The following is a 25,347-nucleotide window of genomic DNA, read 5'->3' on the forward strand; positions in this document are numbered from 1 at the left end:
CGGCGGTAATCGCCGTCGGGCTTTCTGCTCACAGAAGGGTCAGCCGCGGGTCAATGTGCCGCAGCCGTTGACCTCGAAGCCCCTTGCCCATGACGGGATGGTGACGACAATGTCGGATGAACCGAAGTAGTTGTCGTAGATGTCAGCAAGGGTTCCACCGAAGCCGGTCAGCAGCGCCATGTAGCAAGTGCTGCTGGTGCCGGACCCGTAATAATCACCTGGCAATATATCGATCCCAATTCGGTAGGTTCCGTCCTTGGTGATGCTGGTTGCCCTTGCACCCGTGGACGGGACAGTGGTCCAGGCGCCACAGCCGCTCGACCTGAACCCGACATCACCGGGAAGGATCTGGACGTACGTCCGGGCGGATCCGAAGTAGTTCGCGTTGATGTCGTCCAGAGTGTTACCAAAGCCATTAAGCCGTTCCCAGTAGCAGCCGCTGCCCGTGCCCGTCGCTTTGTACAGTCCCGGCTTGATCTGCGTTCCTACTCGGTACGTGCCGTCGCCGCGAAGGACCGTCACAGCCCAGACCGGCAGCTTCAGCGCCGGGCTCATCGTGACCCGGGTGTCCGAGTAGATCAGGCTGGCGGAGACGCGCACCGTGATGGAGCGGCCGTTGTCCGCGGCGGTGAGCCGGTAGGTGCGGTAGCGCGCGCCGGAGATGGCGGCACCGTTGCGGTACCACTGGTACGCGTAGGCCGACGGCGCGGGGGAGTAGGTGCCGGGATTGGCTGTGAGGACAGAGCCTAAGGAGGTCGCCCCGGTGATGCGCGGCGCCGTCTTCAGGTTGATGAGCGCCCTGCCAACGGTGACTGCGCCGGTGGTTACCGACCGTGTCGCATAGCCCGGCTTGGAAACCGTGACCTTCACGTTCACCCGTGAGCCGATGTAGCTCGCGTTGAAGTACAGCGCGTACCCGGTGCCGCCCCTGACCGCCACGCCATTCCGGTACCACTGGTAACGGATGGTGGTACCGGCGGGCCAGCCCTGGGACACCTTGACGGTGCTGCCGTACCGGTGCGTTCCGACGACCGTCAGGGCCTTGGTGGCGACGATGGTCCCGGCTGCAATGGCGCGCGGAGCCGAGAACTGGTCCTTTGTAACAAAGCCGGCCTTGGTGGCCCGGACCCGCACCTTGAGTGCCTTGCCGTAGTCGGCCGCGGACGTGGTGTAAGTGCGGCTCACTGCGCCAGCGATGGCCGCCGTTCCCCGGTACCACTGGTAGGACAGCACGGCACCGCCGGGAGCCCACGTTCCTGCGTTTGCGGTCTGCACCTGGCCAACACGGGCGGTTCCACTGACGGTGGGCACGGGCGCCGTTGCGAAGGTCGCCGAGACGCCGGTGACCTGGACGGAGGAGAGTTCCGCCGAGGTGAAGCCCGGCGCGGACAGGGTCACTTTGGCCCACAGCTTCTGTCCGACGTCGGAGGCTGTGACCGTGTAACGCGAGGTGGTGGCCGATCCGATGGCCGCTGCACCGCGGAACCACTGGTAGGCCAGGGCTCCCTGGCTGGCCGAGTCATCCCACTGCGGAGTGCCTACCGACAGCTCCTGGCCGACGGCGGGCTTGCCGGACACGGCGTTGCTCCACACAACTCCGGTGAAGGCTGCGGGGCGGACAGCAACGGCCGTGGCTGACGCTTCGGTGCCGGGAGCCTGGGCCTCCGACGACGCCACAACAGTGAGCTGGACGCTCTTGCCTGCCATGGACGGGACGATGTTCAGTACGTCCGGTTCGCCGACCACGTGGCCGGCGGTCTGGACCGGAATGCCGTCGATGATCCAGCGGTACTGGATCCAGCCTGCCCCGTTCCACTGACCGCCGGTGGAAGTGAGGCTGCCGCCGACGACGGGGTCGCCCTCAATGATCGGAGGGCTGACGTTTTTCGGAGCGGCAGGCGACGTCTCCGTGGGCGCTGTCTCCGTGGGCGTGGCTTCCGCCGACGGTTCTCCAGCCGGTGCCGGATCCACGGGCGCCGGGTCAGCCGGTGCCGGGTCCACAGGCGCCGGGTCAGTGGGTGCCGGGTCAGCGGGTGCCGTGTCAGCCGGAGCCGGTGCGGGCTCCGTAACAGTGGCTGTTTCCATCGGCAGCGCCTGTGCTGCCGGAGCCATCAGAAGTCCGGCAAGCAGCGCGATGCTCCCGGCTGTGGCAATGCTCCTGGTCAGAAAACCAGGGCGCGTCCGCGTACGGACGTTTTCGTGCAGAGACAACTAGTGTCCTTCCCCCATGTTGAGACCGATCGGGGAATCCCGATCGGAGTTATTGTAGGGCTCGCCACAGACACTTTTGGCCAGCATCGGCCCGCGGCCCGATAACACAAGCCCCGGAAGCAATGTGACGCAGCGTTACCTCGCGTGAACTGGTGTTTCCGCGCCGTTGGCCGGGCCCGTAACACAGCCCTACCGTTGATCCATGGCAATTCAGGACATTTACCCCACGGCGCTGCGCCTCCTCGGCCGCCCGGTGCTGGTGGTGGGCGGCGGACGCGTTGCTGCGCGCCGCGCGAAGGGCCTGCTCGACGCCGGTGCCCGCGTCACCGTTGTTGCCCCCGAGGCCACCGCCGCGGTCCGCGAACTCGCCGACGCCGGCCTGCTCACCTGGGAGCCCCGCACCTACCGCTCCGACGACGTCGACGGCGTCTGGTTCGTCCAGACCGCCACCGGCGATCCCGCTGTGGACACGCTGGTAGCTTCCGACGCCGAGGCGCAGCGCGTCTGGTGCGTCAACGCCTCCGACCATGAATCCTCTGCCGCCTGGACGCCCGCCGTCGCCGTGGTTGACGACGTCAAGATCGCCGTCAACGCCGGGGGAGACCCGCGCCGTGCCATGGCCCTGCGCGACGCCGTCGCCACAGCCCTGGAGTCCGGCGACCTGCCCCTGCGCCGCCGCCGTGCCCACCGCGGATCAGTCGCCCTTGTCGGCGGCGGCCCCGGCGACACCGGCCTCATCACCGTCCGTGGACGCCGGCTGCTCGGCCAGGCCGACGTCGTGGTCGCCGACCGCCTCGGCCCCCGCGAACTGCTCAACGAACTTGCCCCGGACGTCCGCGTCATCGAGGTCGGCAAGACCCCCGGCCACCACCCGGTGCCGCAGGCCGAGATCAACCGCATCCTCGTCGAGGAAGCCCTGCAGGGCCACCGCGTGGTGCGCCTCAAGGGCGGCGACCCCTACGTCCTGGGCCGCGGCGGCGAGGAAGCAGAATTCTGCCGCCAGCACGGCATCGAGGTGGAAGTGGTTTCCGGAGTGACCTCCGCGATCTCCGTCCCCGCGGCTGCCGGCATCCCGGTCACGCACCGCGGCCTGGCGAAGGGCTTCAGCGTGGTCACCGGCCACGAGGAACTGTCCGAGGTCCCGGCCCGCGCCGACCACACCGTGGTGCTCCTCATGGGCGTCGGCCAGCTCCGCGAATCCGCGTCCGCCCTCGGCAAAGCCGGCCTGCCCGGTGACACACCAGTTGGTATTGTTGAAAACGGCTACCTGCCGGACCAGCGCGTCACCATCGGCACCCTCGGCACCATCGCCGACCAGGCCGAGGCCGCCGGCGTCGCCAATCCTGCAGTGATCGTCATCGGTGACGTTGTCCGCGTCAGCCCCTTCGCGCCGACGCACTTCAAAACCGCTGACTACAGCACCACCAGCCCCAACAAGCCCCGCACAAGCACCACCCGCGTTCTCACCCCCTGAAACCCACCGATTGCTCCATAACTGCCCTTGTGATGGTTCAAAAGGGCGCCTACGGAGCAATCGATGCAGAAGAAAAGGAACACAGCCGTGTCAACCAGCACCACCGTAGGAACCGCCGCCCGCCCGTTGCGTGTGGCCGTCATCGGATCCGGCCCGGCCGGCGTCTACGCAGCGGACATCCTCACCAAGAGCGAGGCCGTCAAGAGCGGCGAGCTGACCGTGAGCATCGACCTCTTCGACCGCTACCCGGCACCCTACGGCCTGATCCGCTACGGTGTGGCTCCGGACCACCCGCGCATCAAGGGCATCGTGAACGCCCTGCACAAGGTCCTGGACCGCGGCGACATCCGCTTCTTCGGCAACGTTGACTACGGCACGGACCTCTCCATCGAGGACCTGCAGACACACTACGACGCCGTCATCTTCGCCACCGGCGCCATCAAGGACGCCGACCTGAACATCCCCGGCATCGAACTCGAGGGCTCCTTCGGCGGCGCCGACTTCGTCTCCTGGTACGACGGCCACCCGGACGTTCCCCGCGAATGGCCGCTGGACGCCAAGGAAATCGCCGTGATCGGCAACGGCAACGTGGCCCTCGACGTGGCCCGTGTCCTCTCCAAGCACGCCGACGACCTGCTGGTCTCCGAGATCCCGGACAACGTCTACGCCGGCCTGAAGAACTCGCCCGTCACCGACGTCCACGTCTTCGGCCGCCGCGGCCCCGCCCAGGTCAAGTTCACCCCGCTGGAACTGCGAGAACTGTCCCACTCCAAGGACGTGGACATCATCCTGTACCCGGAGGACTTCGAGTTCGACGAGGAATCCGACCGCCAGATCCAGACCAACAACCAGACCAAGACCATGGTCGGAACGCTCACCAACTGGATCGCCGAGCAGCCCGAGGACGTCTCCGAGCTCAAGGCATCCCGCCGCCTGCACCTGCACTTCCTGCACAGCCCGGTGGAAATTTACGACGACGCCGAGAACCCCGGGCGGGTCAGCGGCATGAAGTTTGAACGCACCGAACTGGACGGCACCGGCAACGCCCGTGGCACCGGCGAGTACATCGACTACCCGGTCCAGGCCGTCTACCGCGCCATCGGCTACTTCGGTTCCGCCCTGCCGGAGATCGAGTTCGACCACAAGAAGGGCGTCGTCCCGAACGCCGGCGGCCGCGTCCTGGACGCCTCCGGCGAGCACGTCCCGGGCATCTACGCCACCGGCTGGATCAAGCGCGGACCCGTCGGCCTCATCGGCCACACCAAGGGTGACGCCCTGGAGACCGTGACCCTCCTGCTGGAAGACCGCGAGAACCTGCCGGTTGCCGAAGCACCCGCTGCCAGCGCCGTCGTCGACCTGCTCGAAAGCCGCGGCGTGGAATACACCACGTGGGAAGGCTGGCTGGCACTGGACGCCCACGAACTCGCCCTGGGCGCCGAGGCCACCGCTGCCGGGGGCTCGCACGGCGTTGAGGTTGTGCGTGAGCGCATCAAGGTGGTGCCGCGCGAGGACATGGTCTCCATCTCCCGTGACGGGATCGCCGCCAGCGTCTAGCTTCTAACAGCAACGCGCGTCTAAACAGCAACGCGGGGTCACTTAGCGCCCATTCCTACCGGAATATTGGGCTAAGTGACCCCGCCCGCACCTCGCAAGCTCAGCCAGGGAACCCTGCGGCCGTGGGCCCACCCGCGTTGGTTTAAGCTGCCGTGTTTAAGCTCCCGCGCCGCCGGCGGCCATGAGCTCGAGGCGCTGCAGGGTTTCCCGGTTGCGCACGGTGATGATCGGATCCCGCAGCGCCTTGGGAACAGCCAGGCCAGGCCCGCGGACGGCGTCCTCAATCATCGTCACGCGGCACTGCTCGCCCAGATCCTCGAGGTTGATGACCACCTTGGCCTCGCCGATCGGCCAGCCGCGGGCAATCAGTTCCAGCCGCTTCCCCGGATCGGCCGCCGTCACTTTGGTTGAGTCGTTGATGAGCAGCGGCCAGGCGCCCACCGAGTGGTGGAGCTGAGCTCCGACCTCGGGCCAGCGCGCGTCCACGTCGCGGATTCTGGAGGCGCCGACCACCCAGCCGGAGTAAAGCCACCCGTCCGCGATCACTGTCCAGACTGCCGATGCCGGTGAATTGAAGACCTGCGTGACGGTTGACATGGTGTTCCTTTCGTCGGGCAAACCCTGGCGCCGGGTGGCGGAGGTCCGGTCTGCAGCGGTGAACCCGGCGGGATCCGGGGCACCAATGATGCCGGCGGCGGGGCGCCGGGCGGCCCGGTACGAGCGTTCCCGCAGCCGGCGGGCCCATGGGTAGGTCCCGGCGCCGGGCAGGGTGTGCTTCAGCGGATCGAAACGGATGGCGGTGTCCCCAGCACCGCCGTCCCCAGCACCGCCGTTCTCAGCGGCAGCGTCCACAGCGGGAGCGCCCCCAGGGGCGGTGGCAGTCGCGGCGGCTCTGAGGTGCAGCAGGCCCGCGTGCACCCACCGGCCTGCCGGGCTGGCGTACGACAGCGCCAGGGTCCAGTCTCCGCTGGCCAGCGATTCCTTGAAGTTTCCGCCGGTGTCCGCCCGGCCGGTCGCACGCCCGGGCAGGGACAGCGTTCGCAGCCCCAGAAGGACGGGGCCGTTGACTCCCCTGTATGGCATCAGCGTGGTGAACCTGGCGGTATCAACATCCAGCTTGGGCAGCAACATGTAACGGCCCGGCACGCCCCAACCGGTGGAAGCGAACAGGACATCCCCGACGTCGGCACTGTCGCCGACGCCGTCAAACTCACCGGCGCCGCCGGCACCGGGAGAACCTGCGCGGGTGGGAGCGGCGGAATCGGGAGAAATCCTCAGCGCCAGGCCCAGAATGTCAGGCAGCGACTCAGGAAGGCCCACCGACCGGGAAAACCGCCCGCGCACCCGGCAGGTTCCGGCGTCGTCGAGCCAAGTGATCCCGCTGGCTCCCGGGAGTCCGGCAGCAGCGCGTCCCGCGGCGCCCGTGAGGACGAGTTCGCCGACCAGGCTGATGCCCCGCGGATGGATGGGTCGGACGGGGCGCACGGCCTTGATGGCCCGGAACGCGGCAGCAAAAGCGCGCCCGGCGAGGTCTGCCGTGCGGTTGGAGGTCCGGTTCGGCGCCCCCGCCGGATCGCCGCTGAATCGCCTTTTCATGCTTCGCCTTCCCCTGACCGGACCTTTCCCATGGCTACATCCTTCCGAACTTCGACCGGACCAGCGCGAAGATCCCGTAGCAAATGAAGCCTGCACCGATGGCAAACAGCAGGTAGGGCCCGTACTCGTGTTCGCGGAGGGCCTTCAGGCTGCCGTCGAGGCCGGTGGATTCTTCAGGGGTGTGCTTGGCTGCGGCGATGGCGAAAAGCAGCCCGGCAAGGAAGAGTGCGATGCCCTTCGCCACGTGGCCGGTTACGCCCAGCGAATCGATGAGTTTGCCCCGGCGGGTGCCGTCAAAGTGGAAGAGTTCCTCCTTGAAGCCCCGCCGGAAGCCCTTCACCACAAAGTAGATGCCCACGCCTATGACGGTCAGGCCCAGGGCACTGAGGATCACGCCGCCAAAGGGGTTGGTGAGCAGGGCTGCGCTCACGTCCCTCGTTGACTCGCCGGAGTCGCCGCGAAGCCCCACGGCAAAGCCGCCGAAACTGAGCCCGACGCTGCCGTAGGCGATTGCCAGGAACCCGGAGGAGATCAGCTTCCCGATCCGTTCCTTGCGGCGCAGGTGGCGGGCCCGGAGGGTGGCCTCGCTGAGCTGCCAGAGGGAGAGCCCCGCACAGCCGATCATGCCGGCCCACATGAGTGCCGGGCCCCAGGGGTTGGCGGCCAGCTGTTCGATGGCTCCGGTGGGCTCGGCCTCGCCGGGATGCCCGAAGGCCAGGGCAATTGCGATGGCGCCCACGATGATGTGCAGCAGGGCCATGACAGCGAAACCGGAACGCGCGACGACGTCGAGCGCTTTGGTGTTCGATGCAGCCTCAGCGGCGTCGGCCGCTTCGCTGATCGTCGAGTCGTTGTCCGTCATGCTCCGGTTTAGCCGTTCCGTTTAGCCGTTCATCGGCCCTTCCGCATGGATGCGCTCCGAGCCTTCACCGACGAGCCTTACCGTGCAGCGCACCACGAGGTCGTCCGGTGCCGTGTCAATGTCGACGAGCGCGTCGCCGGCGCTGAGGATGGTGAATACTTCCGAGCCGGCCTCGACGTCGAAGCCCTTGCTCTTGGCGGCCTGCGTTGCGTTGGCCAGCGCCTCGCCCTTCAGCCCGTCCACATATGCCTGGTCGTCCTCGCGTTCGGAGTCGCCGAATGCCCAGCCGAACAGTGTTCCTGTTGATCCCATGGCGTCGATTTTACGCACAGAACCACTGATATTACGGGCTACCGTAACGTTAGTAAGTGTGCTTACCATATGGGGACCATGTCTTTGGTGCGGCTTGCGGGTATCTGAACCTTGGGCCCGCGGAAGCCACTGTTCCCGGATTGAACCTCTTGCCTTAGGAAGGACATCATGGCTGGAAATCTTTTTGCGCGGTCTGTTCACGACCTCACGGCGGCAGCCTGGTTTGGCGGCTCGCTGATGGGCGCCATCGGCCTGAACGGGGCCGCTGCAGAGGCGAAGGACCCGGCCGAGCGTACGCGCCTCTCAAGCCGCGGCTGGATGAAATGGGCGCCGGTCCAGACGGCCGCCTTCGCAACGCACCTGCTGGCGGACCTCTTCATCGCGCTGGAAAACAGGGACAGGATCGCAAGCCAGGAGGGCGTGGCGCGGGACACCGTTTACAAGACGGCCGTCACGGTGGCGGGCGCTGCCGTGACCCTGTATGCGGGCGTGCTCGGGAAGAAGGTGGACAAACTGGCCGATGAAGGTGCCGAGGGTGCCACAGAGCCGCGGTCCGGTTCCTCGGCCAAGCTGCAGTCGGCGCAGAAGCAGTTGAAGGCGCTGCAGTGGGCCATCCCCGCCTTCGCCGCCTCTGTGATCGTCCTCGGCGCCAAGCACGGCGAGATGCAACGGCCCAAGAATGTATTCAAGGGACTGCGCTGACGGCTTCTTAAACCGATAACGCACGACGGCGGCCGGGCACCCAGGTGCCCGGCCGCTTCACCTCCGTTCCGCGGAGTGCCTACGTGGGCTGGCTGTCCGCCGGCGGCAAGTCAGGGTTCATGCCCTGGAGATGCGGATCCTCGGCGGTCCACACCTGAATGATGGCCCACGCCACGGCTGCCAGCGGAACGGCCAGCACAGCGCCGATGATGCCCGCCAGGATAGTGCCCGCCGTCAGGGCCATGAGGATGACGAGGGCGTGGAGCTGGAGGGACTTGCCCATGACCACTGGCTGGAGCAGGTCGCCTTCGAGCTGGTTCACGGCGATGACCACCGCCACCGCGATCAGCGCCGCCACCGGGCCGTTGGCAACCAGGGCCACCAGGGCGGCGAGAATCCCGGCAAAGGTGGCCCCGACCAGGGGAATGAACGCGCCGATAAACACGATGATGGCCAGCGGGATGGCCAGCGGCACCTGCATGATCAGCAGGGCGGCGCCGATGGCCACGGTGTCCACCAGTGCCACGATGGCAGTGCCGCGGACGTAGCCGCCCAGCACCTCAAGGGTCCGCTGGCCCACCCGCCGCAGCCTGGCCTCCCGTTCCCCGGAGAAGGGCCGCAGAAGGAAGTTCCAGATCCTCGCCCCGTCCTTGAGGAAGAAGAACAGGATCACCACCATGAGGCTGGCGCCGGCCAGAAACTCCGTGACCACGGAGAGGCCGGTGATGGCTCCCGACCGGACCTGGCTGCTCGTGGCGAACTGGACGGCGCCCTCCCTTGCCTGGTTCAGCTGCTCGCGGTCAATGGGAACCGGGCCGGAGAGGAGCAGGCTTTCAAGTTCGTCGAGGCCCTCGGAGGCCTGCTGCACCAGCTCACTCCACTGGCTGCGGACCGAGAAATAGATCACGGTGCCGAGGGCCGCCAGCAGAAGCAGCAGGGCAGCGAATGCCACCGCTGTGGCCGCTCCGCCGGGCAGTCCGCGGCGGCGCAGGAGGTTGACGAACGGCCCGATGGCGGCGGCGAGGATCAGTGCGATCAGCACCGGAATGACGAGCAGGCGGACCTGCAAAAGGCCGTAGATGGACACGGCCGCCACGGCAAGGACCAGCAGGATCTGGCCGCAGCGGATTCCCGCCCTTCCCAGATTGTCGGACCACAGCTCCCGGGCCGGCTTGTGCTCCGGCGGCCGGGCAGCCTGGCTGGGCGAATGCGGACCGGATAAGGGCGCTTGGGCCGGATCCTGCCCGGACACCGGATCCTGCTCGGACAGGCGTGCTGTTCGGGCCATGGGAACTCCTACTCATCAGGTCAATCAGTCGACTGGCTTGATTAGTAAGCCTACTGACGTTTTCTGTTGAGGCGAAAGCCCGTTATTCCCCCAGCCACTCCGCGCAGGAGTTGAGGTTCCGGAGCACGCTGGCCACGGCCGCGTCGCCGTCGTGCGCTTCGATAGCGTCCACGAGCTCGCCGTGGCCCGCGTCCGGCAGGCCGTTGAAACCGGCGCGCCGGTGCTGCTTCAGAAGATCTGCGTGGAAAACGTCGCCGAAGCTGACGTACAGCTCGTGCAGGAGGGGATTGCCGGAGGCCTGCGCCACCCGCTCGTGGAAGCCCCAGTCGGTGCGGGCCCAGCGCGCGAAGTCTTCGGCGTGCCAGGCGTCCCCGCGTTCGCTGAGCAGCCTGCGCATGGCCGCGACGTCGTCGGCCGTTGCATGCCGCGCGGCGAGGCGGGCCGCCTGCGTGTCCAGCCCCACTCGGACCTCGAGGACGTGCACGTCCGTGTGTTCCTTGTAGAGCCGCCGGGCGGCCCCCGAGATCTCGCTGGTGGCCCGGACGTAGGTTCCGTCGCCCCGGCGGACCTCGAGCATCCCGCTGTGGGCCAGTGCCTTAACAGCTTCCCGGAGCGTCCCTCGGGATACGCCCAGCCCTGACATGAGCTCGGTCTCGGAGGGTATGCGCTGCTGCAGCGGCCACTCGCCGGTCTGGATCATCCCGCGGAGTTTGGCGGTGACTTCGTCCGTCAGCGGCGGGCGGTGCGACGTGCTCAGGGTCATGGCGTCCTATTCTTTCATTCCGGCGGCGTCGGTGCCGGCGTCGCTGCCAGTGGCGCTAACGCCGGCAGCCCGGCCGCTGCTGAGCAGGTGCGCCACGGCGATCTGCACCAGGGCGATGACCAGGAGCAGGGCAAGCGGCAGGGTCCAGCTGCCCGTCGCGCTGTGTAGCAGTCCCATCCCGAACGGCCCCACGGTGGCGAGGAGGTAGCCGGTGGACTGCGCCAGCGTGGACAGGGCCGTGGTCTCTGCGGTGTTCCGGCCGCTGCGGCTGATGATCACCATCACCAGGGGGAAGATGCCGAGGCCGAAGCCCAGCAGCACCGCCGGGATGACGGCCAGTGAAACGGGAAGGACAAGAAGCGCGGCAATGCCGGCCGTCATGGTCAGGGTGGCCAGGTAGACGGCGGGGCGCAGCATCCGCGGCCGGGAACCGATGGCGATCAGCGTCATGCCGGCAGGAACCGAAACCAGCTGCATGACGCCGAACATGAGGGCGCTGTCCGCCGGGCTGAGGCCCATGGTGGTGAGCATGTACGGGAACCAGCTGAGCAGCGCATAGGCGAGCAGCGCCTGAAGGGTGAAGATACCGGTGAGCAGCAGCCCGGTCTTGGTGCGCAGCAGCGGCCACGGGGACACGTGTCCGGCCGTCTTCCGGACGGTGTTGCGGTGGGCGTGCAGCGTCACGGGCAGGAAGCCCAGGAATGCCGACAGGGCGAGGATCCCGATGGTGCCCAGTCCGGCCGACGGCGAGCCCAGCAGCTGCGACAGTGGAACCACCACCACAGCCATGACGGTGGCGCCGCTGGTCATGGTCACCGTGTAGACGGCCGTCATCAGCGAGGTGCGTGCGGCAAAGTGCTCCCGGATGAAGGACGGCATGGATACGTTGCAGACGGCCAGGCCGGACATTCCAATCACCGTGCCCACCACCAGCATGCCGGTGGTGGGGATGCCCCGGACCAGCAGCCCGCCCGCCAGCATGCCGAGCGAGAGCAGGATGGCCTTCTCGACGCCGAGCTTCCCGGTAAGCCACGACGTGCCCGCTCCGGCCACGGCGAAGCACAGTGTGGGGATGGACGGGATGAGCGAGGCGACCAGCGGCCCGTAGCCCAGAACCTGCTGCAAATCGTGCAGCAGCGCCGAGGCGCCGGTGATGCCGGCCCGCAGGTTCAGGCCAATGAGGACCAGGGCAATAACACCGGCGACGACGGCGGTGCGCGGCTTGGCCGGGTATGTGGCAGTGGTCGGGGGTGCTGAAGAAGTGGTCGCCATCCCTTAACGTTAGACGTTTGACGTTTGATGTCTAGAACTTTGTGGGGAAACTCTCGCGGGTACCCTGACCCGGGCATAGACTCGGGCCAACAGGCGCATCGAGCGCAGTAACCCGGCAAGGGGAAAGGACGCCGCCCGGCCATGACTGCCGAAGGCCTTGAAACGGAGAAGAAGTACGACGTCGACGCCGGTACGGAACTGCCCGATCTCGCCGCCATCGCGGGGGTGGGGCGTGTGGGTGACCCGCACGGTGCTGAACTTGAAGCCGTCTATTTTGACACGGAGGACCTGGTTCTCGCCTCCCGCCGGATCACCCTGCGGCGCAGGACCGGCGGAACCGATGCCGGCTGGCATGTGAAGCTGCCAGCGGAGCCTGCATCAGGGTCTGAGGAGGAGCCAGGGCCGCGCCGGGAGATTCACGCCCCACTCGGCCAGGCCAACGTGGTCCCCGAGAAACTGCTGGCCTACCTGCACGCCTACCTCCGCGGATCCGATCCGGTGCCCGTAGCCCGCCTGAACACCCGGCGCACCACCCATGCGCTTTACGGGGACGACGGCGTGCACCTCGCCGACTTCGCCAATGACACCGTGGACGCCGAGCTTCTTCACGGGTCGGGTGGGAAACCGGCAGGCCAGAAACAGCAGTGGCGCGAATGGGAACTCGAGCTGGTTCACGGCCAGCCGGAGGTGTTCAAGGCAGCGGCGCCGGTGCTGGCGTCGGCCGGTGCCCGGCCGTCAGGGCACGTATCCAAGCTGAGGCGCGCGCTGGGGGAGGCGACTGACAGCACGGCAGCAACTGCCGCAGGGGCGAAGCAGCCCGGCGGCAGGAAACCGGGCAAGAAATGGCCGGCGTCCGCCGTCGTTAGCGCATACCTGGCCGGGCAGATCAGCGAAATCCTGGCCAACGACGCCCGGGTGCGGCTGGAGGAGCCGGATGCGATCCATGCGATGCGCTCGGCCACCCGCCGTGTGCGGTCGGCCCTCGCTGTCTACCGGAAGCTCTATGGCAAGGGCGCCGTAGGCCGGCTGCGCGACGAGCTCAAGTGGCTGGGCCGGATCCTCGGAACGCCCCGCGATGCCGAAGTCATGCAGGACCGGCTGCGGGCGCACTCGGAGAAGCTTCCGCCGGGGGAGGGAACCGACGACGTCAAACAGCGGATCGAGCGGGAGCTGGGCGCCAGGCTGGACGCCGGCTACCGCAAGGCGCAGGAGGTGCTCCTGACCGACCGCTACTTCCGCCTCCTCGACGACCTCGAAGACTTCCGTGACCACCCGCCCGTCCGCCCGGCCGCTTCCGCACCCGCCCGCAAGGCCGCCGGCAAGCTGGTGGGCAAGTCGGCCAAACGGCTGCGCCGCGCCCACAAGTCGGCTCGGCGGGTCAAGGACGGCGCCGGCGAAAAGCCCGGCATGGAGCTCAAAGATGCCACGGCTCACGAAACGGCGCTGCACCAGGTACGGAAGGACGCCAAACGGCTGCGGCATGCCGCCGAGACCGTGGATCCAGTCTTCGGCCGGCGCGCCGCCAAGCTGGCCAAGGCGGCGCACAAGCAGCAGACGATCCTCGGCGACCACCACGACAGCGTGATGGCGCGGATTTTCCTGGGGAAGCTCGCCGGCGGCCCTGACCTGCCGGAGCCGGTGCATGCGGCCTACGGCTCGCTCCTGAAGCGGGAACAGAAGATGGCAGCCAAGGCCGAAGCCAAGTACCGCAAGGCGCACCGGAAGTCCCGGAAGGCCATCCGGCGCGGAGTGGGATAGCGCGGCGGCCGGTGGACGAGCACCCGTCACGCCCGGGGGACACAGTCATCAGCCTGGCCCTGGTGGACGCCGGCATGGTGCCGGAGGTGGGCGGCAAGGCTGCCAACCTCGGTGTGCTCCTGGCAGCAGGGCTGCCGGTCCCGCGCGGATTCTGCGTCACCACCGCGGCATACCGGCAGGTGGCGGCCGCAGCCGGAGTGGATCCTTCCGGGCCGGCGGAACAGTCGCGCAGCAGGCTGGCGTCGGCCTCCATGCCCGGGGACACCCTCAGCGCTATCCTTGCCGCCTATGCCGCCCTGGGCGAAGACGCTACGGTGGCCGTGCGTTCCTCCGCCACCGCCGAGGATCTCCCCGAAGCCAGCTTCGCCGGCCAGCTGGATACCTACCTCAACGTCGTCGGTCCTGACGCGCTGGCGGACGCGGTCCGCCGCTGCTGGGCGTCCCTGTGGACGGACCGGGCGGTGGCCTACCGCGCCGACCACGGGATTGACCAGCGCCCAGTCGGGATCGCCGTCGTTGTCCAGGAGATGGTGGACGCGCAGGTGGCCGGGGTGATGTTCACGGCGAACCCGCTGACCGGTCGGCGGAAGGAAACGGTGATCGACGCCGCGCCCGGGCTCGGCGAGGCCCTGGTCAGCGGTTCTGTGAACCCGGACCACTTTCGGGTCGATGCCGCCACCGGGGAGATCCTTGAGCGCAGCCTGGGCGACAAACTTGTCCAAAGCCCGTCCGCCCCGGACGGGGGGACACGCCTGGTGCACCGGCAGGACGGCGGCGGGCGGCAGGCCTGTCTGACGGACGCACAGGTCCGCTCGCTGGCCAAGGTCGGCACCCGGGTGGAGGAGCTTTACGGGGAGCCGCAGGACGTGGAATGGGCCATCGATCCGGCCGGCGGCATCCGGGTGGTGCAGTCCCGTCCGATCACCACACTGTTTCCGCTGCCCGAGCCTGACAACCACGACGGCGGCACCCGCGCCTACCTGTGCGCCAGCCTGCTGCAGGGGCTGACCCGGCCGCTGACACCCATGGGCCTGGCGTCCTTCACCCTGATGAGCAACAGCTACCGCTCAGCCGGCGGCGGACCTGCCGCCTACCGCTCCGCCCAGGTCGGGATGCGCATGTATGTCGACGTCACGTCCCTGCTGCGGAGCAGGGGCGGGAGGCGCAGCCTTAAGCGAGCCATGAAGGTGGCGGACGCCAGGTCCGTGGATGTGCTGGCGTACCTGGCGGCGGATCCACGGTTTAGCCTCACCAAGGCACCCGGGCTGGCGTCGCTGAAGACGGGGCTCCGGGCGTCGCCGCCCTTGGGGCTGCTGGGGCAGGTCCTCCGCGCGATGGTCGATCCCGCCGGCGCACTGGAGAGGGTCAACGAGGCGGACTCTGAGATGGACCGGATGCTGGCACTGCCGGAGCCGGCCTCCGGCGTCCGGCGGCTGGACTTCGTGGAACGCGTCCTGACCAAAGAGATCACACCCGCCGTGATGCGGGTCCTGCCGCCGGCAGCCGCCGGGTATATCTGGCTGGGCCTGGCCCGGCTGCTGCTGGCCCGGCTGCTGCAGCCCGGCGAGCTGCAGGCCGTACTGCGCGGCTTGCCGCACAACGTGACCACAGAGATGGACCTTGAACTCTGGCGGACGGCCACCGCAGTCCGGCAGGACGCGGACTCGGTCCGTGCACTGACAGGGGAGGATCCGCAGATTCTCGCCGGCCGCCACTTTGGGGAAACGCTGCCCGCTGTCTGCCAGGGCGCGCTGGGCGGCTTTCTCGCCAACTACGGACACCGCGCCGTGGCCGAAATAGACCTCGGTGTTCCCCGCTGGGGCGAGGACCCCGCCCACATCATCAACGTCCTGGCCAACTACCTGAAACTGGCCGACCCGGAGGTCGCACCGGACCGGCTCTTCCAGCGGGCCGCAGAAAAGGCCGACGCCAAGGTTGCCGAGCTGGCGGCCCGTGCCGCCCGGTCCAGGGGCCGGTTGTACGGCAGGATGGTTGACCACAGTCTGCGGCGCGCACGGGAAACTGCCGGCATGCGCGAATACCCCAAGTTCAGGCTGATCACGGCCTTCGCAGTCCTCCGCGGCCAGCTCCAGCAGGTGGGCAAGGAACTCGCGGACGCGGGCCGGATTGCCGTGCCGGACGACGTCTTCTTCGTCGACCTCACCGAAGCGCGGGTGGCATTGCGCGGCGCGGACCTGCACGGACCCGTCGCCGAACGCCGCCAGAGCTACCAGCGGGAACTGCGGCGCCGGCACATCCCCCGCCTGCTGCTTTCCGATGGCACCGACGTCGAGGCGGCCATGGCCGCGACCCAAGCGGCGTCGCCGGCCGACGGCAAGCTGCGGCCGGGAACCCTGGCCGGGGCGCCGGCTTCGGCCGGCACCGTGACAGGCAAAGCCAGGGTCATCCTGGACCCGGCCGGCGCCCACCTCGAGCCGGGCGAAATCCTCGTTGCCCCGTCGACGGACCCGGGCTGGACGCCGCTGTTCATGACCGCCGGGGCGCTGGTCATGGAAATGGGCGGACCCATTTCCCACGGTGCCGTGGTGGCGCGCGAATACGGAATTCCCGCCGTCGTCGGTGTTCCAGACGCAACGCTACGGATCCGAACCGGGGACACCGTCACCGTGGACGGGGCGGCCGGGACGGTTGTGGTTGACGCCTCCCTTGCGTCCGACGGCGTCCCCCGCGCTTCCGGCGGCGGCCTCCCGTGAGTTCGGGACGGCCGGTAGGATCGCGTCCATGGAATTCGTCGTGTTGTACAGCCTGCGCGAGGGCGTCGACCGCTCGCGCGTGATGGAGACGTACCCCCGCCACAAGGCCTACTACGAGGAGTTCCGCGCCGCCGGTGGCGGGCTGGTCGCGCTCGGGCCCTTCCAGGCCCCCGACCCGGCCGGCTCATCGATGGGCATCTTCACGTCGCGCGAGGACGCCGAACGCTTCATCGCCGGTGACCCGTTCACCACTGAGGGACTGGCGGAGCCGCGGATCCTCGATTGGAATGCGGTGCGTTTCGAGTAGGCGTGCCAGAGCAGGAGGACAGGTGAGCACTTTCGTTCTTGTTCCGGGCGCCGGGGGAGCGGGCTGGTACTGGCACCGGCTGGTTCCTGAGCTGGAACGGCTGGGGCACCAGGCCGTCGCAGTGGATATCCGCGAGGACGATCCAGGCCTTGGGCTGCAGGACTACGCCGACATCGTCGTCGCGGCCACCGGTGACCACCGCGATGTGGTTCTCGTGGGCCAGTCACTGGGCGCCTTTACGGTCCCGGTTGTCGCGGGGCGGGTGCCGGTGAAGCTCATCGTCTTGCTGAACCCGATGGTCCCCCTGCCAGGTGAGACACCCGGCGAGTGGTGGGAGGCCACCGGCCAGCCAGAGGCCCTGGAGCTCAATGACAGGCTGAGCGGGCGAAGCGGTGATTTCGATGAGCGTGTGCACTTCCTGCACGACGTTCCCCCGGAGGTAGTGGCCGCGGGCGCCGGGGTGCAGCGCGCCCCGTCCGGCACGCCCTTCGGGCAGCCCTGCGAAATCGACCGCTGGCCCGACGTGCCCACCAAGGTGCTGGTTGGACGCGACGACCGCTTCTTCCCGCTGGACTTTCAGCGCCGCGTGGTCCGGTCCCGGCTGGGTTTAGGGATTGACGAAATCCGCGGCGGACACCTGGTCGCCCTGAGCAACCCGGTTGAGCTCGCAAGCCGGCTGGACGGCTACGCCCGCACACTGCAATGACCGGGCGGATCCGCTTACCCGTGCTCCGGGTCAGCCGGCGTGCCGCGCGCCCAGCCTGGCGACCGCCAGGGCCAGCCACAGCTGCACCCGGTCAGCGGTGACGGAGGGGTCGTACCCGGTCAGTTCGGTGATCTGGGCCAGCCGGTAGCGGACGGTGTTCCGGTGCAGGGTCAGCGCCTCGGCGACGGCGGCAACGGAGCCGTTGTTGTTCAGGTAGCTCTCCAGCGTGGCCATCAGCTCGGCGCCGTGGGCGGCATCGAAGCTGCGGAGCGGATCGAGTGATTCGCTGGCCATGTCGGCCAGCGGCACGTCTTCACTGGCCAGCAGCAGCGAGGTCAGGCTGAGCCGTTCGGGCTCGTTGACGGGCAGCCCGTGGCTGGCGGCGTCGCGCGCCTCGAAGTAGCTCCACCGCAGGCCGTTCGGCTTGGTGTACGCACCGCCGATGCCGATCGTCGCGTGGATGCCGGCCTCGGCGAGGTGGTCGCTGAGGCTCCGGGCCATCGCCGTGGCGCCCCGTCCGTCGTCGGGCACCACCGTCACCAGGTCCTTTCCGACGACGGCGGTCACCGCGTTCTCCAGCGCCTGCGGCAGTGAGGAACTGACCAGCTGCTTGTGGTGCGCCTCGGAGCCAGCCAGAATCACCACGTTCTTGCGTGTGCTGTTGATGCCCGTCCCCGCGAGGCGGCGCTGGGCCTCGCTGGGGTCAAGGGTCCCGTGGATCACGTCCTCCAGCACCTGCCCGCAGAGCGCCCGCTCGGCCTGGCGCTGCTTGACCATGTTGTTGAGCTCCACGCTGATCAGGTTCTGCGCGTAGCCGATGATGCCGGAATCCTCGAACGGCTGCTTCACCCAGAGTGTGCAGGCATCGCGGCGGCCGGTGGGGATGGGGTACGTGGTCCAGGAGTCTGCGGACGGCGGTTCGCTGCCGCTGTTGTACAGCTGGGCGGTGAACTGGCTGAGCGCGATCTCGGTGCGCAGCATGCCGCCGAGGTGCCGCAGGAGTTCGGCCAGGCCGCCGCCGGTCAGCAGCGCCCGTGCCAGGATCTGGTGCCCGGCGATGAGCCGCTCAAGCTTCGAATAGTGGTCCGCGGACTGCGCGTCGGCCACGAGCTTGCTGATGGCGATGAACGGGGTGCCGTACGGGACTTCGACCACCGGCAGCCCCCACCGGTTCGCCTCGGCGATCAAAGCCGGCGGAACGGCGTCGTGCGAGAGCCCTACGCCGAAGCCGATGCCTACCGCGCCGGCCCGCTGGACCTGGCGCACGAACCGCCGCTGTTCGGGCGCACTCTTCATCCGCAGCCCCGTGGTCAGCACCAGTTCGCCCCCGTTGAGGAAGCGCTGCGGGTCCTCCAGTTCGGTGACCGCAACCCAGCGGATGTCCTGGTGCGAAGTGGTCTCCGCCAGGCTGGATTTCTTGAGTCCCAGAGACTGCACGGCCAGCAGCGCCGCGAGGGAAATTGCCATGGATCAAGGGTAGCCGGATGCTGGCCGATCGCACTAAAGCACCGGTTCAAGGGTGTGCAGGTGGCTATTCCCCGGGATGGGGAGCTGGAATAGGCTCGAGTCAGCCGCATCACACCATTCAGGACGAAAGAGGTTGTACACCGTGGTTCAAACCTTGCAGAACTTCATCAACGGAGAGTTCGTAACGCCCGCAGGCACGGGCCTGATCGACATCGTGAACCCGGTGACCGGCGACGTCGTGGCCAAGTCGCCCGTTTCCGTTGAGGCCGATGTCGACGCCGCCATGGCCGCCGCCAAGGACGCCTTCAAGTCCTGGAAGCACGTGACCCCCGGACAGCGGCAGCTCATGCTGCTCAAGCTCGCCGACGCCATCGAGGCCAACAGCGATGAACTCGTCGACGCCCAGCACCGCAACACCGGCCAGGTCCGCGCCCTGATCGCCTCCGAGGAAGTGGCTGCCGGCGCCGACCAGCTGCGCTTCTTCGCCGGCGCCGCCCGCATCCTTGAAGGCAAGTCCGCCGGTGAGTACTTCGAGGGCCACACCTCCTTCGTCCGCCGCGAGCCGATCGGCGTCGTGGCCCAGGTGGCCCCGTGGAACTACCCGTTCCTGATGGCGATCTGGAAGATCGGCCCCGCGCTCGCAGCCGGCAACACCGTGGTCCTGAAGCCGTCCGACACGACGCCGGAATCCACCCTGGTCCTGGCGCGCCTGGCCGCGGACATTCTGCCGGCCGGCGTCCTGAACGTCATCCTCGGCACCGGCGAAACCGGTTCGCTGATGGTGGAGCACAAGGTCCCGGGCCTCGTGTCCATCACCGGGTCCGTCCGCGCCGGCATCGCCGTCGCCTCGGGCGCTGCGAAGGGCCTCAAGCGCGCGCACCTGGAACTCGGCGGCAAGGCCCCGGCCATCGTCTTCAAGGACGCCGACATCAAGAAGAGCGCCGCGGCCATCGCCGAGTTCGCGTTCTTCAACGCGGGCCAGGACTGCACCGCCATCACCCGCGTGCTGGCTGAGGACTCGGTGCACGACGACCTCGTGGCAGCGATGGTGGAACACACCAAGACCCTGCACACCGGTTCCCAGAACGACGAGGAAAACTACTACGGCCCGCTGAACAACGTCAACCACTTCAAGGCGGTCAGCGCCGTCGTCGATTCACTGCCGGCGCACTGCCGGATCGAAACCGGTGGCCACCGCGCGGGCGAGAAGGGGTACTTCTTCGAGCCCACCATCATCACCGGCGCCAAGCAGACGGACGACATCGTGCAGAAGGAAACCTTCGGACCCGTCATCACCGTGCAGAAGTTCAGCACGGAGTCCGAGGCAGTGGAGCTGGCGAACGACGTCGAGTACGCCCTGGCGTCCAGCGTCTGGACCAGTGACCACGGCACGGCCATGCGCCTGAGCCGCGATCTTGACTTCGGTGCGGTCTGGATCAACACGCACATCCTCCTCACCGCCGAAATGCCCCACGGCGGCTTCAAGCAGTCCGGCTACGGCAAGGACCTCTCCATGTACGGCGTCGAGGACTACACACGCATCAAGCACGTCATGTCCGCACTTGACGCCTGACCCGCTCCGCACCCCGCGCCCCCTCCGCAGTAAAGAAAGAAACACCATGACCACCACTGCCAACGAAATCACCTACCGCCTTGAGCAGAAGCGCCGCGTCCAGGCCGACTTCCCGGGCCCCAAGTCCGTGGCCCTGACCGAACGCCGCAAGGCAGTGGTCGCCGCCGGTGTCGCCTCCAGCGTTCCGGTCTACGTCGCGGACGCCGACGGCGGCATCATCCACGACGTCGACGGCAACTCCTTCATCGACCTCGGCTCGGGCATCGCGGTGACCAGTGTCGGCGCGTCCGATCCCGCCGTCGTCGGTGCCGTGAAGGAGGCCGTGGAGCACTTCACCCACACCTGCTTCATGGTCACCCCCTACGAGGGTTACGTCGCGGTCGCCGAGCAGCTGAACAAGCTCACCCCGGGCACCCATGAGAAGCGCACCGTCCTCTTCAACTCGGGCGCCGAAGCCGTGGAAAACGCCATCAAGGTGGCCCGCCTGGCCACCGGCCGGGACGCCGTCGTCGCCTTTGACCACGCCTACCACGGCCGCACCAACCTGACCATGGCCCTGACCGCCAAGGCCATGCCGTACAAGACCAACTTCGGCCCGTTCGCGCCCGAGGTCTACCGCATGCCCATGAGCTACCCGTTCCGCGAGGAAAACCCGGAGATCACCGGTGCCGAGGCCGCCAAGCGCGCCATCACCGCGATCGAGAAGCAGATCGGCGGCGACCAGGTGGCCGCGATCATCATCGAACCGATCCAGGGCGAGGGCGGCTTCATCGTCCCGGCCGAAGGCTTCCTGCCGGCGCTGTCCGCCTGGGCCAAGGAAAAGGGCATCGTCTTCATCGCCGATGAGGTCCAGTCCGGCTTCTGCCGCACCGGCGAATGGTTCGCAGTGGACCACGAGGGCATCGTTCCGGACATCATCACCATGGCCAAGGGCATCGCCGGCGGCATGCCGCTGTCCGCCATCACCGGCCGCGCCGACCTGCTCGACGCCGTCCACCCGGGCGGCCTCGGGGGCACCTACGGCGGCAACCCGGTGGCATGCGCCGCCGCGCTGGCCTCGATCGGCTCAATGCAGGAGTACGACCTCAACGCCCGCGCCAAGCACATCGAGGAACTCTCCTTCGGCAAGCTGCGCGAGGTGGCCTCTGAAGTTTCCGTCATCGGCGACATCCGTGGCCGCGGCGCCATGCTGGCCATCGAGCTGGTTCAGGCCGGTTCCAAGGAACCGAACCCGGAGCTCACCAAGGCCGTTGCCGCCGCGTGCCTCAAGGAAGGCGTCATCATCCTGACCTGCGGAACCTACGGCAACGTCATCCGCCTGCTGCCGCCGCTGGTCATCAGCGACGAACTGCTGCTGGACGGCCTGGAGGTGCTCGCCGCGGCCATCAAGGCCAACGCGTAATTCCACTCCGCTTTTAGCGCGAACTGGCAGGTAATGCCCTCAAAACGCTCCCAACAGGTCATTAGCTGCCAGTTCGCGCGCTGACGGACGTACGACGACGGCGGGCCGGGTACCAAAAGGTGCCCGGCCCGCCGTCGTTGTTGCCGCCGTCGTGCTCACCATTGTGATCCTGCCGCCGGCTTCCCCATCCACCGGCGGCAGTGCCGCGGTAGAGTCATCCTCACCACTGCACTTCACGCCGCAGGCCGGTGACCGCCGCCGGAAACCGGGGACCGGTCTGCACTACCCAAAGAGGGGTTTCGCATGCGATACGTAGTCGGTTACACACCCACCGAGCGCGGCGCGGACGCCGTCGCCCTGGCCACATCGCTGGCCCTGGCCCAGGGCGCCGAACTGGATCTGGTCTATGTGGTGAAGCCGAGCATGCCGTACCTGGCCCTGAACCCGGAGGGCAGCCGGGTCAGTGCCGCGGAGCAGGAGGTGCTGACGGCCGAACGGGAGGGCCTGGCCCTGGTTCCGGAGGGCCTGCCCGCGAAATTCCATGTGCGGGAGGCCGATTCCTTCGCCGGCGGGCTCATCGACGCGGCGGAGGAATATGAGGCCGGGCTCATCGTGGTGGGCGCCGCCAGCACGGGCCTGTTCAAGCGCTACACGGTGGGGTCAGTGGCCAATGCGCTGCTGCACGCCTCGCCGGTCCCGGTGGCACTTGCGCCGCGCGGCTACCAGCGGACGGCGCCCGTCACCCGGCTGACGCTGGCCGTGGGGCAGCGGGCCGGCGCCGAGGCTGCCATTGAGACTGCCATCCGGGCGGCGAAGCGGAGGGGAGTGCCGCTGCGGCTGGTGTCACTGGTGGAACTCGATGCCGCCGGTGACGCCGGGGAGGCCATCAACGCCGCGCACATCCACGCGAGCACGGTCCTGACGGCAGCATCGGGGAAGGTCCCGGCCGGTCACGAGGTCGGCGTGGCCGTGGCCCACGGCCGCACCATCGAGGAAGCCATCGACGGGCTCGAATGGGACGACGGCGAGATCCTCATCGTCGGGTCCTCGCGCCTGGCCGAGAAGAACCGCATGTTCCTCGGCAGCACCGCCAACAAGGTGTTGCGCGCCCTGCCGGTGCCGATGGTGGTGGTGCCGCGCGACTACGACCGCGCGGACTCGGCCCCCTGAGCGCAAACGGACAGTTGCAGCGCCCGGGGCTTAAGTGTCCGCTCGCGCTTCCCTGCGGGCGAGCCGCTTGGCCGCTGAACTCTTGCGTGTCGCGGCCAGCATGTCCACGGTGAGCACCAGCAGGGCAAGCCACACGACGCCGAAGCCAATCCACCGGGCCGGCGTCATGGCCTCGCCGAATACCACCAGGGCAACGATGAACTGCAGCACCGGTGCGAAGTACTGCAGCAGCCCGATGGTGGTCATCGGCAGCCGGCGGGCAGAGGCGCCGAAGAACACGAGCGGCACGGCCGTGATGACACCCGACGCCAGGAGCAGCCAGAAATGTCCGGCGCCGTGGGTGGTCAGGGAGGCGGCGCCGGTCACCGCGAGGAAAATCATCGTGGCCCCGGCCAGGGGAGTGAGAACGATGGTCTCCACGGTGAGGCTGGTGACGGCGTCGGCCCGGGGGCCCACCCGCTTCTTCACGAAACCGTACAGGCCGAAGCTGACGGCGAGGGTCAGGGCGATCCACGGCAGTTTCCCGTAGGACACGGTCAGCACGCCGACAGCGATGAAACCGATGGCGACGGCGGCCCACTGCAGCGGCCGGAGCGTCTCCTTGAGGACGAACACGCCGAGGAGGACGGACACCAATGGGTTGATGAAGTAGCCAAGCGAGGTCTCGACCGCCTGCCCCGTGGTGACGCCGTAGGTGTAGGTCAGCCAGTTCACCGCGATGAGGCCGGCCGCGGCCGCCAGGGTCCAGAAAACGGAGCGGTTCCGCAGGGCGGCACCCAGCACGCGCCAGGCCCTGGTCACCGTGATCAGGAGGGCGCAGAAGATCAGCGACCAGACCACGCGGTTGGCCACGATTTCCACGGCGCTTGCCGGCTGCAGCACGAAGAAGTACAGCGGAAGCAGCCCCCACAGCCCGTAAGCGCCGATGCCGAACAGCATCCCCGCCGTCGTGTCCTTGTCCAGGGCCTTGGGGGCTGGGCTGGTCACGCCCGGGGGCGCGGCGCCGGGTGGTGGGGCAGTCGGAAGGGCGGAGGAGACGTATCCGTCGGGGTTAGGCACAAGACCCATAACACCATCTTAGGGAGCGGTATTCCGCCTGCCTCGGGCCAAAAGTTGCCTGCGGAAAGGAATTAGTCAGTAGGCTTGCCATTATGAGGACGACTCACCGCAGGGCGGCGGCCCCATGAGGCTCCGCCACAGCAACGCTTCCGGCCGCGGATACCGGCGGGTGCGGGCCGGTACGGGGTTCAGCTACCGGGACCTGGACGGCTCCACGCTGCCGCCCGGTCCGGTCCGGGACCGGCTGGAGAGCATCGGCATTCCGCCCGCGTGGACGGACGTGTGGATCGCGCCGTTCGAGAACGGGCACATCCAGGCCACGGGACTCGACGCCGTGGGCCGCCGGCAGTACATCTACCATCCGGAGTGGCGCGAACGGAAAGACCGGGTGAAATTCGACCGCGCGCTCCAGCTCGCAGAATCGCTGCCCACCGCCCGCCGGCTGGTCACCATGGATCTGAGGTCCGACGGCGTGACCCGGCAGCGCGTTTTGGCCGCGGCTTTCAGGATGCTCGACAGCGGCTCACTGCGGGTGGGGTCGGAGCGGTACACAAACGAAAACGGCAGCCATGGGCTCGCCACCCTGCTCTGCGCCCACGTCCGTGTCCGGAAGGGCTGCCTGCACCTGAGTTTCCCGGCCAAGAGCGGCAAGACCTGGGAATCGCTCATCGACGATCCGGACCTTGCGGCGCTGGCCCAGACCCTGAAGCGGCGCGGCGGCAACGCGCGGCTGCTGGCCTACAAGAATGGCCGGGCGTGGCACCCGGTCACCAGCGCCGACATCAACAGTTACGTCAAGGAACGTACGGGCGACGACTTCACCGCGAAGGATTTCCGGACCCTGCGGGGCACCGCCGCGGCCGCCGTGAGCCTGGCCCGGAGCGGGCCGCAGAAAACCGAGGCAAAGCGGAAGCGGGCCATCAGCGTGGCCATGATGGAGGCCGCGGCGGTGCTGGGGAACACGCCGTCGATCGCTCGCAAAAGCTATGTGGACCCGCGGCTGCTGGACCACTTCGCGGCCGGCGAAACCATCGACCCCAAGCGGTTGGACTCGGCGGAGTCGGAGCTGCGGGCGCTGCTGTACCGCGAGGGCGGCGTGGTGGCCCTGCGCAAGAGCGGTTGACGCTGGCGGATCCGGGCCTGAGGCGGCGGGCTGC

The 25,347-nt window shown here is 68.2% G+C and carries 20 protein-coding genes; 11 read left to right on the forward strand and 9 right to left on the reverse strand.

Going from position 1 to position 25,347, the window contains the following annotated elements:
• Positions 1-39: 39 nt before the first annotated feature.
• Positions 40-2,211, reverse strand: coding sequence for a hypothetical protein (locus ACFTSA_RS02075; RefSeq protein WP_377949207.1), 2,172 nt, complete (start codon positions 2,209-2,211; stop codon positions 40-42).
• A 202-nt stretch (positions 2,212-2,413) separates the two neighbouring features.
• Between ACFTSA_RS02075 and cobA the strand changes: the two genes are divergently transcribed.
• The gene (gene cobA / locus ACFTSA_RS02080) at positions 2,414-3,685 is read left to right on the forward strand and encodes a uroporphyrinogen-III C-methyltransferase (protein ID WP_377949210.1); all 1,272 of its coding nucleotides are present in this window, start codon (positions 2,414-2,416) and stop codon (positions 3,683-3,685) included.
• A gap of 87 nt (positions 3,686-3,772) precedes the next feature.
• A complete protein-coding gene (locus ACFTSA_RS02085) occupies positions 3,773-5,239 on the forward strand; it encodes an FAD-dependent oxidoreductase (protein WP_377949212.1) in 1,467 nt (488 codons plus the stop codon).
• A gap of 156 nt (positions 5,240-5,395) precedes the next feature.
• Here ACFTSA_RS02085 and ACFTSA_RS02090 read toward each other — a convergent pair whose 3' ends face one another.
• Genes ACFTSA_RS02090 through ACFTSA_RS02100 form a run of 3 tightly spaced genes read right to left on the reverse strand, consistent with a single transcriptional unit; the run spans position 5,396 to position 8,009 of the window.
• Positions 5,396-6,835 (reverse strand): SRPBCC family protein, encoded by a 1,440-nt coding sequence (locus ACFTSA_RS02090; RefSeq protein WP_377949214.1) that lies wholly within the window; start codon positions 6,833-6,835, stop codon positions 5,396-5,398.
• Between the two features lie 34 nt (positions 6,836-6,869).
• Positions 6,870-7,697, reverse strand: a complete 828-nt coding sequence (locus tag ACFTSA_RS02095) for a DUF1206 domain-containing protein (protein ID WP_377949216.1) — start codon at positions 7,695-7,697, stop codon at positions 6,870-6,872.
• 21 nt (positions 7,698-7,718) lie between these two features.
• Positions 7,719-8,009 (reverse strand): hypothetical protein, encoded by a 291-nt coding sequence (locus ACFTSA_RS02100; RefSeq protein WP_377949218.1) that lies wholly within the window; start codon positions 8,007-8,009, stop codon positions 7,719-7,721.
• 168 nt (positions 8,010-8,177) lie between these two features.
• On the opposite strand from ACFTSA_RS02100, the gene ACFTSA_RS02105 reads away from it, so the two are divergent.
• Complete coding sequence (locus tag ACFTSA_RS02105; protein WP_377949221.1) at positions 8,178-8,711, forward strand: hypothetical protein; 534 nt, start codon at positions 8,178-8,180, stop codon at positions 8,709-8,711.
• Positions 8,712-8,790: 79 nt separating this feature from the next.
• On the opposite strand, the gene ACFTSA_RS02110 is transcribed toward ACFTSA_RS02105, so the two are convergent.
• The 3 genes from ACFTSA_RS02110 to ACFTSA_RS02120 form a co-directional block, all read right to left on the reverse strand.
• Positions 8,791-9,999 (reverse strand): AI-2E family transporter, encoded by a 1,209-nt coding sequence (locus ACFTSA_RS02110; RefSeq protein WP_377949223.1) that lies wholly within the window; start codon positions 9,997-9,999, stop codon positions 8,791-8,793.
• Positions 10,000-10,081: 82 nt separating this feature from the next.
• On the reverse strand, positions 10,082-10,762 hold the full coding sequence (locus tag ACFTSA_RS02115; RefSeq protein WP_377949225.1) for a FadR/GntR family transcriptional regulator: 681 nt from the start codon (positions 10,760-10,762) through the stop codon (positions 10,082-10,084).
• Positions 10,763-10,768: 6 nt separating this feature from the next.
• Positions 10,769-12,034: a CynX/NimT family MFS transporter gene (locus tag ACFTSA_RS02120; RefSeq protein ID WP_377949227.1), complete on the reverse strand. Its 1,266-nt coding sequence runs from the start codon at positions 12,032-12,034 to the stop codon at positions 10,769-10,771.
• A gap of 141 nt (positions 12,035-12,175) precedes the next feature.
• Here ACFTSA_RS02120 and ACFTSA_RS02125 point away from each other — a divergent pair, with 141 nt between their 5' ends.
• The 4 genes from ACFTSA_RS02125 to ACFTSA_RS02140 are packed head-to-tail and all read left to right on the forward strand — an operon-like array spanning position 12,176 to position 17,519.
• Complete coding sequence (locus tag ACFTSA_RS02125) at positions 12,176-13,792, forward strand: CHAD domain-containing protein (RefSeq protein ID WP_377949229.1); 1,617 nt, start codon at positions 12,176-12,178, stop codon at positions 13,790-13,792.
• 11 nt (positions 13,793-13,803) lie between these two features.
• Positions 13,804-16,506, forward strand: a complete 2,703-nt coding sequence (locus ACFTSA_RS02130; protein WP_377949231.1) for a PEP/pyruvate-binding domain-containing protein — start codon at positions 13,804-13,806, stop codon at positions 16,504-16,506.
• Between the two features lie 28 nt (positions 16,507-16,534).
• The gene (locus ACFTSA_RS02135; protein ID WP_377949233.1) at positions 16,535-16,813 is read left to right on the forward strand and encodes a YciI family protein; all 279 of its coding nucleotides are present in this window, start codon (positions 16,535-16,537) and stop codon (positions 16,811-16,813) included.
• Positions 16,814-16,835: 22 nt separating this feature from the next.
• Entirely contained in the window at positions 16,836-17,519 is a 684-nt protein-coding gene (locus tag ACFTSA_RS02140) for an alpha/beta fold hydrolase (RefSeq protein WP_377949235.1), read from the forward strand.
• A gap of 30 nt (positions 17,520-17,549) precedes the next feature.
• Here ACFTSA_RS02140 and ACFTSA_RS02145 read toward each other — a convergent pair whose 3' ends face one another.
• The gene (locus ACFTSA_RS02145) at positions 17,550-18,986 is read right to left on the reverse strand and encodes a PucR family transcriptional regulator (protein ID WP_377949237.1); all 1,437 of its coding nucleotides are present in this window, start codon (positions 18,984-18,986) and stop codon (positions 17,550-17,552) included.
• Between the two features lie 142 nt (positions 18,987-19,128).
• Here ACFTSA_RS02145 and ACFTSA_RS02150 point away from each other — a divergent pair, with 142 nt between their 5' ends.
• The 3 genes from ACFTSA_RS02150 (at position 19,129) to ACFTSA_RS02160 (ending at position 23,131) form a co-directional block, all read left to right on the forward strand.
• Entirely contained in the window at positions 19,129-20,559 is a 1,431-nt protein-coding gene (locus ACFTSA_RS02150) for an aminobutyraldehyde dehydrogenase (RefSeq protein WP_377949239.1), read from the forward strand.
• A gap of 46 nt (positions 20,560-20,605) precedes the next feature.
• The gene (gene gabT / locus ACFTSA_RS02155) at positions 20,606-21,961 is read left to right on the forward strand and encodes a 4-aminobutyrate--2-oxoglutarate transaminase (RefSeq protein ID WP_331574554.1); all 1,356 of its coding nucleotides are present in this window, start codon (positions 20,606-20,608) and stop codon (positions 21,959-21,961) included.
• Between the two features lie 303 nt (positions 21,962-22,264).
• Positions 22,265-23,131: a universal stress protein gene (locus ACFTSA_RS02160; protein WP_377949242.1), complete on the forward strand. Its 867-nt coding sequence runs from the start codon at positions 22,265-22,267 to the stop codon at positions 23,129-23,131.
• A gap of 30 nt (positions 23,132-23,161) precedes the next feature.
• On the opposite strand, the gene rarD is transcribed toward ACFTSA_RS02160, so the two are convergent.
• Entirely contained in the window at positions 23,162-24,199 is a 1,038-nt protein-coding gene (rarD, locus tag ACFTSA_RS02165) for an EamA family transporter RarD (RefSeq protein WP_377949245.1), read from the reverse strand.
• 115 nt (positions 24,200-24,314) lie between these two features.
• Between rarD and ACFTSA_RS02170 the strand changes: the two genes are divergently transcribed.
• Positions 24,315-25,313 (forward strand): DNA topoisomerase IB, encoded by a 999-nt coding sequence (locus ACFTSA_RS02170; RefSeq protein ID WP_377949246.1) that lies wholly within the window; start codon positions 24,315-24,317, stop codon positions 25,311-25,313.
• Positions 25,314-25,347: the final 34 nt, after the last annotated feature.

Origin of the sequence: Arthrobacter sp. NPDC057013, assembly GCF_042674585.1 — a bacterium.
Classification (GTDB): Bacteria; Actinomycetota; Actinomycetes; order Actinomycetales; family Micrococcaceae; genus Arthrobacter.

Excerpts from the sequence above, each read along its gene's own strand:
- cobA (WP_377949210.1), top strand. The coding sequence starts at position 2,414 with ATGGCAATTCAGGACATTTACCCCACGGCGCTGCGCCTCCTCGGCCGC.
- ACFTSA_RS02090 (WP_377949214.1), bottom strand. The coding sequence starts at position 6,835 with ATGAAAAGGCGATTCAGCGGCGATCCGGCGGGGGCGCCGAACCGGACC.
- ACFTSA_RS02095 (WP_377949216.1), bottom strand. The coding sequence starts at position 7,697 with ATGACGGACAACGACTCGACGATCAGCGAAGCGGCCGACGCCGCTGAG.
- ACFTSA_RS02100 (WP_377949218.1), bottom strand. The coding sequence starts at position 8,009 with ATGGGATCAACAGGAACACTGTTCGGCTGGGCATTCGGCGACTCCGAA.
- ACFTSA_RS02105 (WP_377949221.1), top strand. The coding sequence starts at position 8,178 with ATGGCTGGAAATCTTTTTGCGCGGTCTGTTCACGACCTCACGGCGGCA.
- ACFTSA_RS02110 (WP_377949223.1), bottom strand. The coding sequence starts at position 9,999 with ATGGCCCGAACAGCACGCCTGTCCGAGCAGGATCCGGTGTCCGGGCAG.
- ACFTSA_RS02115 (WP_377949225.1), bottom strand. The coding sequence starts at position 10,762 with ATGACCCTGAGCACGTCGCACCGCCCGCCGCTGACGGACGAAGTCACC.
- ACFTSA_RS02120 (WP_377949227.1), bottom strand. The coding sequence starts at position 12,034 with ATGGCGACCACTTCTTCAGCACCCCCGACCACTGCCACATACCCGGCC.
- ACFTSA_RS02125 (WP_377949229.1), top strand. The coding sequence starts at position 12,176 with ATGACTGCCGAAGGCCTTGAAACGGAGAAGAAGTACGACGTCGACGCC.
- ACFTSA_RS02135 (WP_377949233.1), top strand. The coding sequence starts at position 16,535 with ATGGAATTCGTCGTGTTGTACAGCCTGCGCGAGGGCGTCGACCGCTCG.
- ACFTSA_RS02145 (WP_377949237.1), bottom strand. The coding sequence starts at position 18,986 with ATGGCAATTTCCCTCGCGGCGCTGCTGGCCGTGCAGTCTCTGGGACTC.
- gabT (WP_331574554.1), top strand. The coding sequence starts at position 20,606 with ATGACCACCACTGCCAACGAAATCACCTACCGCCTTGAGCAGAAGCGC.
- ACFTSA_RS02160 (WP_377949242.1), top strand. The coding sequence starts at position 22,265 with ATGCGATACGTAGTCGGTTACACACCCACCGAGCGCGGCGCGGACGCC.
- rarD (WP_377949245.1), bottom strand. The coding sequence starts at position 24,199 with ATGGGTCTTGTGCCTAACCCCGACGGATACGTCTCCTCCGCCCTTCCG.
- ACFTSA_RS02170 (WP_377949246.1), top strand. The coding sequence starts at position 24,315 with ATGAGGCTCCGCCACAGCAACGCTTCCGGCCGCGGATACCGGCGGGTG.